Annotated in this window: 14 protein-coding genes and 1 pseudogene; 9 read left to right on the plus strand and 6 right to left on the minus strand. The window is 52.6% G+C overall.

Features of this window, described 5'->3' with window-relative positions:
- Positions 1 to 13 precede the first annotated feature (13 nt).
- Positions 14 to 292: a stress-induced protein YchH gene (gene ychH, locus QNN88_RS01620; RefSeq protein ID WP_012906045.1), complete on the minus strand. Its 279-nt coding sequence runs from the start codon at positions 290 to 292 to the stop codon at positions 14 to 16.
- A gap of 274 nt (positions 293 to 566) precedes the next feature.
- Here ychH and pth point away from each other — a divergent pair, with 274 nt between their 5' ends.
- From pth to QNN88_RS01645, 5 genes and pseudogenes are all read left to right on the plus strand, one after another.
- Positions 567 to 1,151, plus strand: coding sequence for an aminoacyl-tRNA hydrolase (pth, locus tag QNN88_RS01625; protein ID WP_414238680.1), 585 nt, complete (start codon positions 567 to 569; stop codon positions 1,149 to 1,151).
- Positions 1,152 to 1,267: 116 nt separating this feature from the next.
- On the plus strand, positions 1,268 to 2,359 hold the full coding sequence (gene ychF / locus QNN88_RS01630) for a redox-regulated ATPase YchF (protein WP_042318577.1): 1,092 nt from the start codon (positions 1,268 to 1,270) through the stop codon (positions 2,357 to 2,359).
- A 71-nt stretch (positions 2,360 to 2,430) separates the two neighbouring features.
- Entirely contained in the window at positions 2,431 to 3,363 is a 933-nt protein-coding gene (locus QNN88_RS01635; protein ID WP_414238681.1) for a GntR family transcriptional regulator, read from the plus strand.
- A gap of 158 nt (positions 3,364 to 3,521) precedes the next feature.
- Complete coding sequence (gene deoC / locus QNN88_RS01640) at positions 3,522 to 4,232, plus strand: deoxyribose-phosphate aldolase (protein ID WP_414238682.1); 711 nt, start codon at positions 3,522 to 3,524, stop codon at positions 4,230 to 4,232.
- Between the two features lie 30 nt (positions 4,233 to 4,262).
- Positions 4,263 to 4,370 (plus strand): annotated as a pseudogene (locus tag QNN88_RS01645) (DUF1272 domain-containing protein); the annotation flags it as partial.
- Here QNN88_RS01645 and dhaR read toward each other — a convergent pair.
- Entirely contained in the window at positions 4,354 to 6,255 is a 1,902-nt protein-coding gene (dhaR, locus tag QNN88_RS01650) for a dihydroxyacetone kinase operon transcriptional regulator DhaR (RefSeq protein WP_414239333.1), read from the minus strand. The pseudogene QNN88_RS01645 and the gene dhaR sit on opposite strands and share 17 nt — an antisense overlap.
- A 243-nt stretch (positions 6,256 to 6,498) precedes the next feature.
- On the opposite strand from dhaR, the gene dhaK reads away from it, so the two are divergent.
- The 4 genes from dhaK to QNN88_RS01670 all read left to right on the plus strand — a co-directional run bounded on the left by dhaK (position 6,499) and on the right by QNN88_RS01670 (position 11,465).
- The gene (dhaK, locus tag QNN88_RS01655; protein ID WP_414238683.1) at positions 6,499 to 7,569 is read left to right on the plus strand and encodes a dihydroxyacetone kinase subunit DhaK; all 1,071 of its coding nucleotides are present in this window, start codon (positions 6,499 to 6,501) and stop codon (positions 7,567 to 7,569) included.
- A 10-nt stretch (positions 7,570 to 7,579) separates the two neighbouring features.
- Complete coding sequence (gene dhaL / locus QNN88_RS01660) at positions 7,580 to 8,212, plus strand: dihydroxyacetone kinase subunit DhaL (protein WP_414238684.1); 633 nt, start codon at positions 7,580 to 7,582, stop codon at positions 8,210 to 8,212.
- Positions 8,213 to 8,222: 10 nt separating this feature from the next.
- The gene (dhaM, locus tag QNN88_RS01665) at positions 8,223 to 9,656 is read left to right on the plus strand and encodes a dihydroxyacetone kinase phosphoryl donor subunit DhaM (protein WP_414238685.1); all 1,434 of its coding nucleotides are present in this window, start codon (positions 8,223 to 8,225) and stop codon (positions 9,654 to 9,656) included.
- Positions 9,657 to 9,758: 102 nt separating this feature from the next.
- Positions 9,759 to 11,465, plus strand: coding sequence for an alpha,alpha-trehalase (locus tag QNN88_RS01670; RefSeq protein ID WP_414238686.1), 1,707 nt, complete (start codon positions 9,759 to 9,761; stop codon positions 11,463 to 11,465).
- Positions 11,466 to 11,515: 50 nt separating this feature from the next.
- Here the strand turns inward: QNN88_RS01670 and QNN88_RS01675 are convergent, their stop codons facing one another.
- The 4 genes from QNN88_RS01675 to proQ form a co-directional block, all read right to left on the minus strand.
- Positions 11,516 to 13,627 (minus strand): TonB-dependent siderophore receptor, encoded by a 2,112-nt coding sequence (locus QNN88_RS01675; RefSeq protein ID WP_414238687.1) that lies wholly within the window; start codon positions 13,625 to 13,627, stop codon positions 11,516 to 11,518.
- 266 nt (positions 13,628 to 13,893) lie between these two features.
- The gene (gene htpX, locus QNN88_RS01680; RefSeq protein ID WP_042318474.1) at positions 13,894 to 14,775 is read right to left on the minus strand and encodes a protease HtpX; all 882 of its coding nucleotides are present in this window, start codon (positions 14,773 to 14,775) and stop codon (positions 13,894 to 13,896) included.
- Between the two features lie 194 nt (positions 14,776 to 14,969).
- The gene (gene prc, locus QNN88_RS01685) at positions 14,970 to 17,018 is read right to left on the minus strand and encodes a carboxy terminal-processing peptidase (protein ID WP_414238688.1); all 2,049 of its coding nucleotides are present in this window, start codon (positions 17,016 to 17,018) and stop codon (positions 14,970 to 14,972) included.
- Between the two features lie 19 nt (positions 17,019 to 17,037).
- On the minus strand, positions 17,038 to 17,724 hold the full coding sequence (proQ, locus tag QNN88_RS01690; RefSeq protein WP_414238689.1) for an RNA chaperone ProQ: 687 nt from the start codon (positions 17,722 to 17,724) through the stop codon (positions 17,038 to 17,040).
- Positions 17,725 to 17,758 lie beyond the last annotated feature (34 nt).

The following is a 17,758-nucleotide window of genomic DNA, read 5'->3' on the forward strand; positions in this document are numbered from 1 at the left end:
CTGGCGAAATCCGTTAGCTGTGACGACGATTGTCGTTACGCCGGCAACGCTTGTCGTAATGACGAACCCACCAGTAACGGTCGCAGACCTGCTCATGCCCCCCTACGCGGGCGCCGGCCAGCCACAGAATGGCGCCGACGAAGATGCTGAGCACTGCACCATGTGCGAAAAATTGTGGCAGGTTAAATTGCGGCAACTGGTTTAAAATTGAATAACCCACGCCAACAACCATCACCACTAACCCCAACCCCATGAGTACATTACCGAGTAACGAAGCGTTTTTGCGTTTCATATGTCACCTCCGGAACTTTTGGGTTACCTCAGGGAATACCCCTAATCCTTATGTGTAAAGTATAGACAACACACCATGTGGGTAGTGCGCCTGCGATCACAATTACAACTCATTATTCAACAAAACTTTACAAATAACCTGCTGAACACCTTGACTTTATAATAATCAATAAATGCAATTATTCAGTTTTCGCATGAATTGACACGGTTCTTTGTCAAGCGGGACGACAGACAGTAAACTACGCGCCAGTTACAGACACACTCAGGAAAGAAACGTGACGATTAAATTGATTGTCGGCCTGGCGAACCCCGGCGCTGAATATGCAGCCACCCGACATAATGCGGGCGCATGGTATGTCGATTTACTGGCAGAGCGGTTGCGCGCGCCCCTACGGGAAGAGCCGAAATTCTTTGGCTACACCTCCAGAGTCACTCTGGAAGGTGAAGATGTCCGTTTATTAGTTCCCACCACGTTTATGAATCTGAGCGGTAAAGCGGTCGGTGCGATGGCGAGTTTTTATCGCATCAATCCTGATGAAATTTTAGTCGCCCACGATGAGCTGGATCTTCCACCCGGCGTCGCGAAATTCAAGCTCGGTGGCGGTCATGGCGGCCACAACGGGTTAAAGGACATCATCAGTAAACTCGGTAATAACCCTAACTTTCACCGCTTACGCGTCGGAATTGGTCATCCGGGCGACAAAAACAAAGTTGTTGGCTTCGTTCTGGGCAAACCACCTGTTTCTGAACAGAAGTTAATTGACGACGCAATTGACGAAGCGGCTCGTTGCACTGAACTGTGGTTCAAAGACGGTTTGACCAAAGCAACGAACCGATTGCACGCCTTTAAAGCGCAATAAGCAGTGATGTGCGGCATTTTTGTCATCCGCTGTGTATAATAGGCGGAGTTATTTCCATTTCTACAATCTGTTTTCTGTAACAGGTTGATTATCAAGATATTAAGGTGATTTAAATCATGGGATTCAAATGCGGTATCGTCGGTTTGCCCAACGTCGGGAAATCTACCCTGTTCAACGCGCTGACCAAAGCCGGTATTGAAGCGGCCAACTTCCCATTCTGTACGATTGAGCCGAATACTGGTGTCGTGCCAATGCCCGACCCGCGTCTGGATCAATTGGCTGAGATCGTCAAACCGCAGCGTATCCTGCCGACCACCATGGAATTCGTCGATATCGCCGGTCTGGTAAAAGGCGCCTCCAAAGGTGAAGGTCTGGGCAACCAGTTCCTGACCAACATTCGCGAAACCGAAGCGATCGGTCATGTTGTACGCTGCTTTGAAAACGACAATATTATTCACGTTTCTGGCAAAGTGAACCCGGCGGAAGATATTGACGTGATCAACACCGAACTGGCACTGGCGGATCTTGATACCTGCGAACGCGCCATTCACCGTGTGCAGAAGAAAGCCAAAGGCGGCGATAAAGACGCGAAAGCCGAACTGGCGGCGCTGGAGAAATGCCTGCCGCAGCTCTCTGAAGCCGGTATGCTGCGTTCTCTGGACCTGACGGACGAAGACAAAGCGGCGATCCGCTACCTGAGCTTCCTGACTCTGAAACCAACGATGTATATCGCGAACGTCAACGAAGACGGCTTCGAGAACAACCCGTATCTCGATCAGGTGCGTGAAATTGCAGCGAAAGAAGGTTCCGTCGTCGTTCCAGTCTGTGCGGCGGTTGAAGCGGACATTGCTGAACTCGACGATGACGAGCGTGACGAGTTCATGCAGGAACTGGGACTGGAAGAACCGGGCTTGAACCGTGTGATCCGTGCAGGCTATAAACTGCTGAACCTGCAGACCTACTTCACCGCTGGCGTGAAAGAAGTACGTGCATGGACCATTCCTGTCGGCGCAACGGCTCCGCAGGCAGCGGGTAAAATCCATACCGACTTCGAGAAGGGTTTTATTCGCGCACAGACCATCGCATTTGACGATTTCATCACCTATAAAGGTGAACAAGGCGCGAAAGAAGCCGGTAAAATGCGTGCTGAAGGGAAAGATTACATCGTTAAGGATGGCGATGTGATGAACTTCCTGTTCAACGTCTAAATAAAATTTGTTGTCTCATGAGGTTGTATAGAATCTCATGAAAATCAAAAAACCCTATAAAATCCACGCAATTGCGTGGATTTTTTTTACTCTTTCTATACCATTCAGATATCCTCGACAGCCATCGCTGGCTCTTTAATGGTATGATACTTTTGAGCAATACGAATGGGTCAGAAGAGAATGCAATGAACACTGGACGCTTTATAAAAGATAACTTCCGCTTCTCCGAAGGCACCAGTGCTTCTCTGTATTCGCAACTGGCCTCGTTTATTCGCCATCAAATTAAGCTCGGCGTATTTAGTCCCCATGATAAGCTCGTTACTGAGAACGAGTTGTGTGACATTCTTAACATCAGTCGGACAACCGTTCGACTGGCGTTCAATGAACTTCTTGAGGAAGGACTTATTGTTCGCCAGCGTCGTAAAGGTACTTTCATTGCCGATAAAAAAATTAATCGCCGGCTCAATTCGCTCTATAACTTCACTGAGAGTATGCGCGAACAGGGAATAAAGCCGCGCTCACTGGTGCTGCAATCGGAAGTGACTGATGCTGATGAGATCGTGGTAGACAAACTAAATCTGCCGCAAATGCAGAATAAGGTTTTCACCCTGAAACGGGTCCGACTGGGTGATGATACTCCCCTGCTGCTGGAAACAACCTCTATTCCCTGGCGTCTGTGCCCAGGTATTGAGCATTACGACTTTACGACCCACTCCCTTTACGATGTTCTCAAAAATGAGTTTGGGCTGAATATTTCACATGCCACCGAACATATTGAGGCAGTGATTATCAGTAAATCGGCCGCCCATTATCTGCAATGCTCAGAAAACGTCATGGCAGGTTATCAAATTGAACGTGTTTCATTCCTTGAGAACGGTTTTGTCTTTGAATATACGACATCCGTGACCCGTGCAGATAAATGCAATTTTAAAATTGACCTGTTTAATGCCGGGCAGAATTCAGCGAAAGCCAGGGTCGATTTTTCCCGTCAGTTAAAACGCTGATTGCCTTTCTCTCACCTTGGTCAAAAACGGTAACATCTCTCCCCCCTCATCCGCGAGCTTCAATGACATTAACATCTGGCATCTGTCAGTGTATTGACAATACGTTTCCACCGCCTTATATGTATCATACAAATGATACATATAAGTGAGGTTCGCAGATGAAGACGCCAAGGAAAGCCGCAGAGATGTCACCTCAGGAACTGGGGCGCTACATTGATCAGTCAGTTCTCAAACCAGAATTTACGCTGGCGGAAGTTCAGAAATATATCCAGGAAGGTATTGATTTTAATTGTAAAACCGTATGCATCAACCCGGCATATCTTGAGGTTGCCAGGGAGATGTGCGAAGGGACAAACACCGGCATTTGTGTAGTGTGTGATTTCCCTTTTGGTGCGTCGTCAACGGCATCCAAAGTTAAGCAAGCCGACATTATCTGTCAAAACGGCGAAGTTGAAGATCTCGATATCGTGGCTAACTATGGTTTTATCCGTAGTGGGCAATGGCAGGCATTTGAAGATGACATCCGGGCAGTAGCGACCGTAGCCCACCGCTACGGTACTCTGTTGAAGGTGATTTTTGAAACTGATGCGTTAACGCTGGAACAGGTAGCTATGGCCACAGAATACGCCTGTCGTGCTGGTGCAGATTTCGTCAAAACCTCTACAGGTTTCTATACCGGTGGCGAAAGTAAAGGGGCAACACCGGAGGTGATTCAGGTGATGATGGATGCAGCAAAAGGACGCTGTAAAGTAAAAGGTTCCGGATGCATTCGTACGCGTGAACATTTCCTGCAATTGATTGATATGGGAATTGATCGAATGGGCATTGGATATCGCTCCACCCCTGTAGTGCTGGGCCTGGAGGCTTAATGCCAGAAGTGTCTGATGAAATAGTGGGCAGGTAACTGCCCCTATTGCGGTGGAGAGCTGGTGCGCCGTCCAATACGCCCCCAGGCCGCCCTCCTGCAACATCCCGCATCCAGCGCACGTATCAGGAGCTCAACTTAAAATGAGCCGCGTTGATATTGTACAGCTTCATTTTTCGCCATAACGTGGTGCGGCCAATTTTCAGCAGACTCGCCATCTCCTGAATACGTCCACCGGTCACCCTTGCCGCGTGAATAATGGCATCTTTCTCCATGTCGCTGAAAGAGACGCTGGCTGAGAAGCGATCGGCCGTGGGCTCTGAGGTCCGGAGCTCGTTGAAAAGATACTCCGGCAGAAGATTCAGATGAATACGCCCGTTATCACTTCTTAATGCCGTATTTTCGATAACGCTATTGAGTTCGAAATCATTGCCAGGCCAGTCGCAGGCAATCAACTGCGTCAGCACGTCGTCGTCAACGGATAAGCGGGTCGAGAAGCGTTTTTCCAGACGACGCAGGCGGTGATTCACCAGTACAGGAATGCTGTTCCGCCGCTGTCGTAGCGGTGGAATGGCAATTTCGAAAGCGTGCAGCGCATAATAGAGCTGGCGGCTAAAGCGATTTTGTTCCACCAGTCGCGCCAGATCCACCGTCGTGGCGGCAATCACTTTCACATCAACAGGCACCACCCGCCGTGCGTCCAGGCGAGTGATCACCCCTTGTTTGATCACCTGTAATAACGCCGACTGCAGTTCAGGCGCCAGATACTCTATTTTTTCCAGGTACAGCGTACCGCCGTGCGCCAGTTCCAGGCGGCTCAACCGCCCTTCGCTGTCGTCATCCTCCGTACTGGCGATAAAATCCCGTACCTGATCGGCATACAGCTGACAATTCACCGCAATATACGGACCTTCCGCCCGTTCGCTGGCATTATGAATTGCCTGACTCAGCAACTCTTTTCCTACGCCCTCTTCGCCACATAACAACACCGGGAAACTGCCCCGCGCCGCCTGACGGCCAAAATGAACGAGTCGCTGGGTCTGCGGATCGTCCTGCGCCATCTGCGCGAAGGTATGGTTCACTTTACCCAACTGGCTGGTCACCAACTGGCGCATCTTCTCCACCGGATGCAGCAGCAGAATAAAACTGGTGCCCTGCGCTTCGACAATCGGTTTGAGGGTAATCACGGTATCAACGAACTGATGCTGGCTTTCAAATGTTGCTTCAACATGATGCAACGGGCGCTGATGGCGGATCGCACGCACCAGCACGCTGGGCAGCGTCAGGAGTTCATTGAGGTTTTTGCCATGGGCAGCCGTCACATCAAGATGCAGTAAACGGGCCGCCTGCGCATTGATAAATTGCAGGCTTCCCTGCGCGTTCCAGGTCATCACGCCATCATCCATGCTCTCCAGCAAACCGTACAGTTGATTGAGATGACGGTTTGATTCAGCCAGCAGGCTGTCGGTGAGCAACGAGTTTCCCACTTCACGCGCGACCGCCAGCGTTAAAGGCAGATCGGCAGGCGAAGCGTCGTCTGCCGGACAGCCCAGCGCAACAGATCCTAAGAGGCGCCCGTGGTTGTCGAAAATGGGCGTCGAGCAAAAACTCCACGCACCGAGCGCCTGTTTAAAATGGTCATCGGGTCGTGTTTTAACCGGCTGTCCCAGTATGGCGGCCAGCGACAGCGCACAACTGCCAATAATGCTTTCCGCGCAATAGGTGCCGTCAGTAAAGCCGAGATCCGCCAGTTGTCGGAGCGTATCCGGATCGCCGCAGCGGCTCAGCATGCAGGCGCTCTCATCAAGAATAAACAGTGCGCACTTTCGTGGTGCCATGTATTCCCACGCATCTTCCAGCGCCGCCTGTCCAAGCGTGAGCATCGCCGTCTTGCGCCGACAAATTGAGTCGAACGTTAACCCCTGTGCCCGGTGCGGCTGCGCCCAGAATTCGCGCTGCATCATTTTGCCGCAGCGCAGCCAGGAGGCGCGAATATATTCAGGAACGTCTGCGGTGGTCGTTATTATTTCGCTGCTCTTCACTGTCGCTTTCTCCGCGATACCGGGTGCGTTTGCTCGCAATTTTGCCCTATTTAACGCTTTCACGTTCCGTTATGAATCATTTACCGGAATTAATGTTTCCTTATGAAACATAGCATTGATGAATTTTCTTTTTCGCGTGCCAGGGCACAATTACGGTATCGGCAGCGAGCGGTCGCCGTGGCGTTGAACACAACCGTTCCCCTGGAGCTAAAGACCCGGAGCAAAAGAATGAAAAAGCTGATTAACCGTGTGGAAGACGTACTGAGTGAACAACTAGCTGGCCTCGCAAAAGCGCATCCGTCACTGACCCTGCATCAGGATCCGGTATATGTGACCCGCTCAGATGCCCCCGTCCCGGGCAAAGTCGCGCTACTTTCCGGCGGCGGTAGCGGACATGAGCCGATGCACTGTGGCTACATCGGCCAGGGCATGCTCTCCGGTGCCTGCCCTGGGGAAATTTTCACCTCCCCAACCCCTGATAAAATGTTCGAATGCGCCATGCAGATTGACGGCGGTGAAGGCGTGCTGTTGATCGTGAAAAACTACACCGGCGATATTCTCAACTTTGAAACCGCGACCGAACTGCTGCACGATAGTGGTGTGAAAGTCACCACGGTGGTCGTGGATGACGATGTGGCGGTCAAAGACAGCCTCTATACCGCCGGACGACGCGGCGTTGCGAATACGGTGCTGATTGAAAAACTGGTCGGGGCCGCCGCAGAACGCGGTGATTCCCTGGAAGCCTGTGCCGAACTCGGACGCAAGCTTAACAATCAAGGTCATTCAATCGGCATCGCTCTCGCCGCCTGCACGGTTCCGGCAGCCGGGCAACCCTCATTTACCCTGGCCGACAATGAAATGGAGTTCGGCGTGGGGATCCACGGCGAGCCAGGCATCGACCGTCGCGCCTTCATCTCGCTCGATAAGACCGTTGACGAGATGTTTGATACGCTGCTGGAAAACGGCACTTATCACCGCACACTTCGCCACTGGGATCTCGCACAGGGAGCCTGGCAGGAAGATAAGCAAAGCAAACAGCCATTACAACGCGGCGATCGCGTCATCGCGCTGGTCAACAACCTCGGCGCCACCCCGCTTTCTGAACTGTATGGCGTCTATAACCGTCTTGACGAACGCTGCCAGCAGACGGGTATTGTCATCGAACGTAATCTGATCGGTTCATATTGTACGTCACTGGATATGACCGGCTTTTCCATCACGCTGTTAAAAGTGGATGATGAGACGCTGGCGCTCTGGGACGCACCGGTTCACACCCCGGCCCTGAACTGGGGAAACTAAGGAGAGAGTCATGTCACTTAACAGAGCGCAGATTGTGAGTTGGCTTTATCGCTGCGGGGAGATATTCAGCAAAGAGAGTGATTATCTCACCGGACTGGATCGCGAGATTGGCGATGCTGACCACGGTTTGAATATGCATCGCGGCTTTAGCAAAGTGGTCGAAAAATTGCCGGCCATTGCGGATAAAGATATCGGCTTTATTTTAAAAAATACCGGGATGACGCTGCTGTCAAACGTCGGCGGAGCCAGTGGTCCGCTGTTCGGCACCTTTTTCATCCGCGCCGCGCAAGTCACTCAGGCGCATCAGAGTTTGTCACTCGATGAGCTCTGGCAAATGATGCGCGACGGTGCCGATGGCGTGATAAGCCGCGGTAAAGCCGAGCCGGGCGATAAAACGATGTGTGATGTCTGGTTGCCGGTGGCGGAGTCATTGCGCCAGTCCTGCGAGCAGAATCTCTCCGTCACCGCCGCGCTGGACGCTGCCGCCGCTCAGGCTGAAGCCGCCGCGCAAAGCACGATTACCATGCAGGCCCGTAAAGGCCGCGCCAGCTATCTGGGCGAGCGCAGTATCGGGCATCAGGATCCGGGTGCGACCTCGGTGATGTTTATGATCCAGATGCTGGCAGCCGCAGCAAAAGAGTAAGGACAGTAAGATGGTAAACCTGGTCATCGTCTCTCACAGCGCCCGCCTCGGTGAAGGTGTGGGCGAACTGGCACAACAGATGTTAATGGGCGGCAACTGTAAAATTGCCGTTGCCGCCGGTATCGACGATCCGCAAAATCCCATCGGCACCGATCCCATCAAAGTGATGGAGGCGATCGAGTCTGTTGCCGATACCGACCACGTACTGGTGATGATGGACATCGGCAGCGCCCTGCTCAGCGCAGAAACGGCGCTGGAACTTCTTGACCCGACGATCGCCGCGAAAGTGCGGCTCTGCGCCGCGCCGCTGGTTGAAGGGACGCTGGCGGCAACGGTGAGTGCTGCCGCGGGTGCGGCTATCGATAAGGTCATTGCCGACGCGACCCACGCCCTCGAAGCCAAGCGTGAGCAACTGGGTTTACCCTCTTCTGCTTCTGAAACCCGTATCGGCCCGGCCTTTAGCACGCAAAATGCGTCGGCAAAATCGGTGACGGTGGTGATCAAAAATCCCAACGGTCTGCATGTTCGTCCGGCGTCACGGCTGGTGACAGCGCTGTCAGCCTTTAACGCCGATCTGCTGCTGGAAAAAAACGGTAAGTGCGTTACGCCGGACAGCCTTAATCAGATTTCGCTGCTGCAGGTTCGCTGTAATGACACGGTACGTCTGCTGGCGAGCGGGGAGCAGGCGGATGATGCACTGGCGGCGTTTCGCCAACTGGCGGCGGAGAATTTCGGTGAGTCACTGGAAGATACCGCGGTTAACGCATCGTCAAAGGGAAATACCATCGGCAACGCGTTCAGTTACACACCCATGCCGTTGCCGGTTCGACACGCGTCCGATCGCAGTCCGGGTGAAGAGCAGATGCGATTACGTAACGCGCTGGATCTCACGCTGCTCGACCTGATGACGTTGATTACCCGCGTGGAAGAAAACTGGCCAGGCGATCTCACGGCCATTTTCTCCGGTCACCATATGTTGCTGGACGATCCGGAGCTGTTTGATACCGCATGCGGACTGTTGCGTAGCGAACACTGTACAGCGGAATATGCCTGGCAGCAGGTGTTGAGCCGCCTCAGCATGCAGTATCGTCAGCTGGATGATGCCTATTTGCAGGCGCGTTACATCGATATCGACGATCTCCTGCACCGCACACTACGTCATTTGCTACATAGCCCGCAGGTGCTGCCTGAGGTTACTGCGCCAGCGATACTGGTCGCTGACAATCTGTTTCCATCAGTGGTACCGGAGCTTGACCCGCGCATGGTGAAAGGCATCTGCCTGCGGGAAGGCAGTCCGCTCTCGCATGGCGCGCTGATCGCCAGGGAAATGGGTATCGCCTGGGTATGCCAGCAGGGCGACGCGCTTAACGAAGTGAAAATGGGCGAACGACTCTCCCTCGATGTGGTACACAATCGTGTTATCAGGGACAGGAAACCGCTGTAGCGTCGCAAAAAAAGAGGGGTAACAACGCGCCGGGTGCAATCCTCGACTACGATTTTCTCATGGTAGATACCGTTTTTCGGTACGCACTAAGGAGATGAATCCATGCATACCCCTGCTTTTCGCACGTCTGGTTCACTGTCACTGATCATAAAACTCGCGGTTTCAGGCTCGCTTCTTGCTTTCTCTTCGCTGTCGACGAACGCCGAAGAGATGCCGGTCTCCCCGCCGCAACCACCGGATATCCTGCTCGGCCCACTGTTTAACGATGTGCAGAATGCCAGATTATTCCCCGATCAAAAAACCTTTGCTGATGCCGTGCCTAATAGCGATCCGCTGATGATCCTCGCGGATTACCGGATGCAAAAGAATCAGTCCAGTTTCGATTTGCGCCACTTCGTGAGCGTCAACTTTACGCTGCCGAAAGAAGGGGAAAAATATGTTCCCCCGAAAGGACAATCGCTGCGTGAACATATCGACGGACTATGGCCAGTGTTAACCCGATCGACGGAAAGCGCCGGAAAATGGGATTCACTGCTGCCGCTGCCTGAAGCTTACGTCGTACCCGGCGGACGCTTCCGGGAAGTCTATTACTGGGACAGCTACTTCACCATGCTGGGACTTGCCGAAAGCGATCACTGGGACAAAATTGCCGATATGGTGGCGAACTTCGCCTGGGAGATTGATACCTTCGGTCATATTCCTAACGGCAACCGTACCTATTACCTGAGCCGCTCTCAGCCGCCCTTCTTTTCACTGATGGTCGAACTGCTGGCGCAGCATGATGGTGACGATGCGCTGAAAAAATACCTGCCGCAAATGCAAAAAGAGTACACGTACTGGATGGAAGGCGTCGAAACATTGCAGCCGGGTCAACAAAACAAACGGGTGGTTAAGCTGGACGATGGCACCCTTCTCAATCGCTACTGGGATGAGCGAGATACGCCGCGACCAGAATCCTGGGTCGAAGACATTGCGACAGCAAAAAGCAATCCTAATCGCCCGGCAACCGACATTTATCGCGATCTGCGATCAGCGGCTGCGTCCGGCTGGGATTTCAGCTCACGCTGGATGGATAACCCGCAGCAGCTCGGCACGATCCGGACCACCAGCATCGTTCCGGTCGATCTCAACGCCCTGCTGTTCAAAATGGAGAAAATGCTTGCACGTGCAAGCAAAGCCGTGGGGGATGAGGCAAAAGCCAGCCAGTACGATACGCTGGCGAGCGCCAGACAGAAAGCTATTGAACATTACCTGTGGAATGATAAAGAGGGCTGGTATGCGGATTACGATCTGAAGAGCAAACAGGTGCGCAATCAGTTGACCGCCGCCGCGCTGTTCCCGCTGTATGTGAACGCCGCTGCAAAAGATCGCGCCAGCAAAATGGCCACCGCCACCCGCGTACATCTGCTACAGCCAGGCGGTCTTGCCACCACATCGGTAAAAAGCGGACAGCAATGGGATGCGCCAAACGGCTGGGCACCGCTCCAGTGGGTCGCCACCGAGGGTTTACAGAACTATGGGCAGAATGACGTCGCAATGGAAGTGAGCTGGCGTTTTTTAACTAATGTGCAGCACACCTACGATCGCGAACAAAAGCTGGTGGAAAAGTATGACGTTAGCAGCACCGGGACAGGCGGTGGCGGTGGTGAATATCCTTTGCAGGATGGTTTTGGCTGGAGTAACGGCGTCACGCTGAAAATGCTCGACCTTATCTGTCCGAAGGAAAAACCGTGCGACAGCGTGCCGGATAAACGCCCTGCCGCCAGCTCTGCCTCTGCTGAACAGCCGCAAAAACAGGCAACGCCGTAAGCGGTGTCGTATACCGGCCTGTCATCACAGGCCGGTTATCTCCTTAGCAATCAGAAACGGTAGCTTGCCCCGACCTGGATCGTGCGGTCACGACCAATCCAGCAGTTAGTGCTGTCATAGCAACTGAAGGTCTCTTTGTTGGTGATATTCTGGGCACTGGCTTTTAACGTCACGCCGCTCAAGGATGGTAGAGCCTCGCCTAAGTGATATGACACGGCGAGATCATACTGCGTTGTCCCCCCAAGCTTACCGCCCTTATTATCCGGTGTAATTTCCATTGGCCCGGTGTAGCGCGCCCCGGCCCCCATGGTCAGCCCACGCAATACAGTTGCATCAAAGGTGTAATCGCCCCACAGATTAAACGCATTCTCTGGCACCTGTGTCGGGCGTTTGCCTTCATAGGTTTCATCTTTAGTATTGATCGCATGGGTGTAAGCGTAATTGGCGATCAACGTGACGTTGTCACCTGGTCGACTGATGATTGAAAGCTCAGCCCCTTCTGATTCTATTTCCCCGGTCTGCCGATAATCCCAGGTTGGCGTGGCGGAAAGGACATTCTTCTGGCGAATGTTAAACACTGACACGGTCAGCGTCGTCGCGTAATCAACCAGCAGGTATTTCACCCCGCCTTCCAGTTGTTTACTGGTCGTCGGCTTGACGTCTTTCGCCGTGAGTGTGCCCTGCGGTGAAATCGGTTTAAAGCCTTCCGAGTAGCTGATGAACGGCGAAATGCCGTTTTCGAAGGCGTAGAGTGCACCCAAGCGTTTTGTCACCCGGTCCTGTGAGATCCAGGTTTTCTCGTCATTTTGCATCGCATCAGTGGTGGTGGAGCGATAATCGTCATAACGCAGACTGGCAAGCAGGTTCAGACCGCCAAACTCAACCTGATCCTGCAGGTAGTAACCGTTCTGCTGATAAGAAAGACGATTTTTCTGCGCGGTGTACAGCCCCAGATCGGCGGTGTGTACCTGATGGTAATCCGGGTCGCGCATGTCAATTCCCGGCGTGGCGCTGGCGTAACGGTAGAAATAGTGGCTGTCGAGTTTCTGGTAGTCAAATCCAGCCAGAATATGGTGCTGCCAGTCGCCCAGAGTGACCGTTTTCGTCACCTGGTTGTCAATGTTGAAACTCTTCAGGTCTTCATTGGTAGTATAGGCAAAGCGGTCCAGCATCCAGACCGGGTTTGCCCCGTTACCGGTTGAATAGACGCTGCGCTGGTGCGTATCAATGTCAAAATATCGCGCCTGTTGGTTGAATCCCCAGCCATTATCAAATTCATGCTCGAAATGATAACCCACCATCCACTGGCGCTGCTTAAAACCACTCCACTTGTCACCGGCGTAATCGCGACGATCGGCATAACCCGAGCGTAAATAGGCAATCGGTAACGGGTTCGATGGCGATAGCGACGGCGTATTCTGCGCCAGCGCCTCCAGCGTCAGGCGCGTCTGACTGTCCGGCTGCCAGGTGACGGATGGCGCTAACAGATAATCTTCATAGCGGGTCGTACGCGGCTGGTCATCCCCTTCAGTTGCCTTACCCAGCAGACGATAGTTCCAGTCGCTGTCGCTGATTTTGCCGGTGGAATCCAGATAGCCCTCTTTCAGATGCCGCGTACCCGTATTAAAACCGATTTCCGTTTTTTGCTCAGCCTGCGGTTTTTTGCCCTGAATATTCACCAGCCCTCCCGGCGAACCGTTGCCATACAGCACAGAGGCTGGCCCTTTCAGGATATCCACGCTCTCCACCAGCAACGGGTCGATACGCGCTTTAGTATTCCCGGTGACGTTATACGGCAACTGCAGGCCGTTGTAGTACTCCTGATCGACGGAGAAACCGCGAATCTTGTATTCGCTCATATAGGAGGTATTGCCGCGCACTTCCGTTGACACACCCGGCGCATAGCGCAGGATCTCGTTGACGGAATTTGCATGACGCAAAGCGATCTCTTTGTTATCGATAGTATTAATGACCTGAGGCGTTTTACTTTCAGGCACAGCAGATTTGGTGGCGCTGTTGGTCCAGGCGGGCAACAGGCTCTCCTGCCCGTTTGCTGAGACCACGATGGTGGATTCATTAGTTTGCGTTGCATGTAGCGGCGCTGTCAGCGCCAACGAGACACACCCAGAAAGTGCACAAAGTCGAAAGCAGAAAGTTGTCATAGTGAGAATAATTATCAGCTTAAATTGGAATGCTAATTATTCTCATTTCAGCGCGTAAATCAAGCGCGTCATTGAAGAGGATACCGTTAAAATGATTCCGCTTTACGGTCCTCTGGAAACAAAGCCCAGCGCCTGAGAAATATGCATAAAAAAATCCGGAAACGGGAGACATTTCCGGATTTTTACACCGCCACTGGCTCGATTAACCGATCCTTGACTCATCAGCATTACGCCCGTGGACACGTCTTTATTGCATACCGACAGGCTTACTTCAGGTATTCCCCGCTGCGCAGCGCTTCGATACGTTTATCCAGCGGCGGGTGAGTCATAAACAGTTCGCTCAGCGACTTACCCTTACCATTAATGCAGAACGCCATCATGCTGGAGGCTTCCTGTGGTTCATAACTGGTTTTCAGACGCTGCAGCGCGGCAATCATCTTTTCACGACCCACCAGCTTAGCGGAACCCGCATCGGCGTGGAATTCGCGATGACGAGAGAACCACATGGTAATAATGCTCGCCAGAATACCGAATACCAGTTCCAGGACCATTGCGACCGCAAAGTAGATCATCGGGTTGCCATTGCTGCCTTCGCCTTCATCACGGTTGCCACCGAGAAAACCGGCGGCAATCTGCGCCAGAATACGCGAGATGAAAATAACAAAGGTGTTCACAACGCCCTGAATCAGGGTCATGGTGACCATGTCGCCATTCGCAATATGGCTGATTTCGTGAGCAATAACGGCTTCCGCTTCATCCGGGCTCATGTTTTGCAGCAAACCGGTACTGACCGCGACCAGAGAGGCATCACGGCGAGCCCCGGTGGCAAACGCGTTGATGTCCGGCGCATGGTAAATAGCAACCTGCGGCATGGCGATGCCCGCCTGACGCGCCTGCGTGGCGACCGTATTCATCAGCCAGCGTTCTCTTTCGTTACGCGGTTGCTCGATCACTTCCCCACCGACGGAACGTAATGCCATCCATTTGGACATCAGCAGTGAAACGAAGGAACCACCAAAACCGAACAGCAGCGCCATAATCATCAGGCCCTGAACGCTGCTCGACTGAATCCCTGTCAGGCTCAGCACCAGCCCGAAAACGACCATGACAGCCAGGTTCGTTAACAGGAAAAGCGCGATTCGCATCATAATCTTCTTTTAACCTCAACTTAACAAAACGCACTATGCGATTACCCACATCGTATGGGTCGTCCCGCTATTTTCAAGCATCAACAGGCGGTAAGTCACCAGAAAGACACAACTTTACATTTTGTTGTACCAGGCTGACGCCACCCATACGCATGTTAAAAAAAACAGGCACAATTTCTTGTGCCTGTTTGCATTTACTTCGCCGCGGAGGGTTGTTCCGCGGGCTTCGCTTTCTCAAGCCTCGCCAGATCCAGCGCAATCTTCACCGTTTCATCAAGATACGGATCAGGCTCCTGGTAATCTTTTGGCAGGTCATCGAGTTGCTTCAGCACCGGTTTTCCTTCACGTTTAAACCGATCATTGATACGCGCCAGACGCATCGCATCATCTTCGTTATTCTCTTTTTCACGCTGCGCGTAATTCAGAGACGCAATGTTGCGTTTGTCCTTCATCGCATTAAAACGCGCGATATCCTTCATGATGTACTGGAATTCAGGATCCTTTGCGATACGGGCATTATGCTGTTGAAGCAACTCAGGTCCGAATGGCGTCAGATCGTCTGATTTCACATACGTTGCCGCTTCAATGCTATCCCACGGCAACGCATTATCTTCAAACTTCTCACCGGTTTCGGTCTCTTCGTTACCGGTTGGCATCATGATATCCGGCGTAACGCCTTTGCGCTGAGTACTACCACCATTTACACGATAGAATTTCTGAATCGTGTACTGAACAGAGCCCAGAGCCGGCCATTCCGGGCGCAGCATCTGATCGTAAATCCGGTTCAGGGAACGATACTGTTGTACGGTGCCCTTACCAAAGGTCGGCTCACCAACAATCAGCGCACGACCGTAATCCTGCATGGCCGCGGCAAAAATTTCCGATGCCGACGCACTGAAGCGATCAACCAGCACCACCAGCGGCCCTTTGTAGTAAACAACGCCGTCCGTGTCACTGTCCTCACGAACTTTCCCGTTGTTGTCGCGAACCTGTACCACCGGACCGGAAGGGATAAACAGACCAGACAGAGAAACTGCCTCTGTTAGTGCCCCGCCGCCGTTAGTCCGCAGATCGATGACGATGCTGCTGACGTTCTGTTTTTCCAGTTTCTGCAACTGGACTTTGACATCGTCAGTCAGACCAACATAAAAGCCCGGGATATCCAGTACGCCGACTTTCTCTTTACCCACCGTCTTCACAGACATCTTAACCGCACGATCTTCCAGACGGATGCGTTCACGCGTCAGTGTTACAATACGGGTTTTTGTTCCTTTACCGGCAGGCAGAACCTCAAGACGAACCTTGCTACCTTTTGGCCCTTTGATGAGCGCAACAACATCATCCAGACGCCAGCCGATCACATCGACCATGCTCTTACCGGTCTGCCCCACGCCGACAATGCGATCGCCAACGCTAATTGCCTTGCTCTTCGCCGCCGGACCGCCAGCCACCATGGAGTTAATGACCGTATAGTCATCGTCCATTTGCAGCACGGCGCCAATCCCTTCAAGGGACAGACTCATCTCGGTATTAAACTGCTCGGTATTGCGTGGCGAGAGATAGTTGGTATGCGGATCGATTTCGCGCGCAAATGCGGTCATCGCCAGTGAGAAGACGTCTTCACTGTTGGTTTGCGTCAAACGACGGATCGCGGATTTATAACGCCGTGTCAGCGTCTCACGAATTTCTTTATCGTTTTTGCCGGTCAGTTTCAGACTTAACTCATCGAACTTCACCTTGCCATCCCACAGCGCGTTCAGCTCAGCCTCGTCTTTCGGCCAGGGCGCTTTGCTGCGATCGAGATTGAAGGTGTCAGTTCCGGTGAAATCCATCGGACGTTCCAGTACTTTCAGTGCGTACTGAAAACGCTCGAAACGGCGTTTTTGCGTCAGATTATAGAGATCGTAAAAAACATCGAGCTTACCCGAACGCAATTCGTCGCCTAACTGCCCTTTCTTCTTCGCAAACTGCTCAACATCCCCCGCCAACAGCACGTTGTGGCTATAGTCGAGTAAATTCAGATAGCGGTCGAAAATTTTGGCGGAAAAGGCCGAATCAAGATCGAACTGACGATAGTGAGAACGCGTGAAACGTGACGTGACGCGCTCACTCACCGTCGCGTGCTGGGTCTCTTCCTTAAGGACAGGAATCTGATCGGCACGCGTAATATCGTCCACAGCGAAGGTCTGGCCTGCTATTGCAAGCAGGCCAGCTAACGCGGTAAGCCTAAAAAATGTGTTCATGCCAGGCCTGGCCTCCGTTTCAGAACACCAGGTGTTCTGCGCGTACAATCAAAGACATACCCGAATTCAGCTGTACACGGACGCCATCTTTGGTGATTTCTAATACGGTGGCATCCATCGCATCATTACCCGCTTTCACCTTAAGAGACTGTCCAACGCTCAGCGCTGAAATATCCGAAACCGGCGTCAATTTCTCTTCACGAGGTGCGCGAGGCGCTTTTGCGGCGGGTTTTTCAGCACGCGGTTTACGCTCAGTCGCTTCTTTGCGGCGTGGTGCAGGACGCGGCTTACGTTCACGGCGAGGAGACTCTTCGGTTTCCCCTGCGGCAGCGGCAGCTTCACGTTTTTTCGCTTGCTGTTCTGCACGCTGCGCCTGAACGCGAGCTTTCGCTTCTTCAAGCTGTTTACGCGCATGTTCAACGTGCTGCTCATCCAGCTCTCCACAAGGGTTGCCGTCGAGATCGACACGCGTTGCGCCCGGCTTAACGCCGTACAGATAACGCCAGCTTGAAGTATAAAGACGTAAAGCGGAACGAAGTTGCGTTTTGCTGAGGTTCATTTCGCCCTCAATACGCTCTACCAGATCCTGAAAAATGCCAATTTTCAGTGGGCGCGCTTCGCCTTCCGCACTAAAACACTGCGGAAAACGCTCGGCCAAAAACGCGATGACTTCTTTACTGCTATTCAACTTAGGTTGATTTTCCATGAAATTTCCTGATTACAACGGACGTAGCCAACAA

Source organism: Citrobacter sp. ANG330 (assembly GCF_047467925.1).
In the GTDB taxonomy this organism is placed as follows: domain Bacteria; phylum Pseudomonadota; class Gammaproteobacteria; order Enterobacterales; family Enterobacteriaceae; genus Citrobacter_A; species Citrobacter_A amalonaticus_G.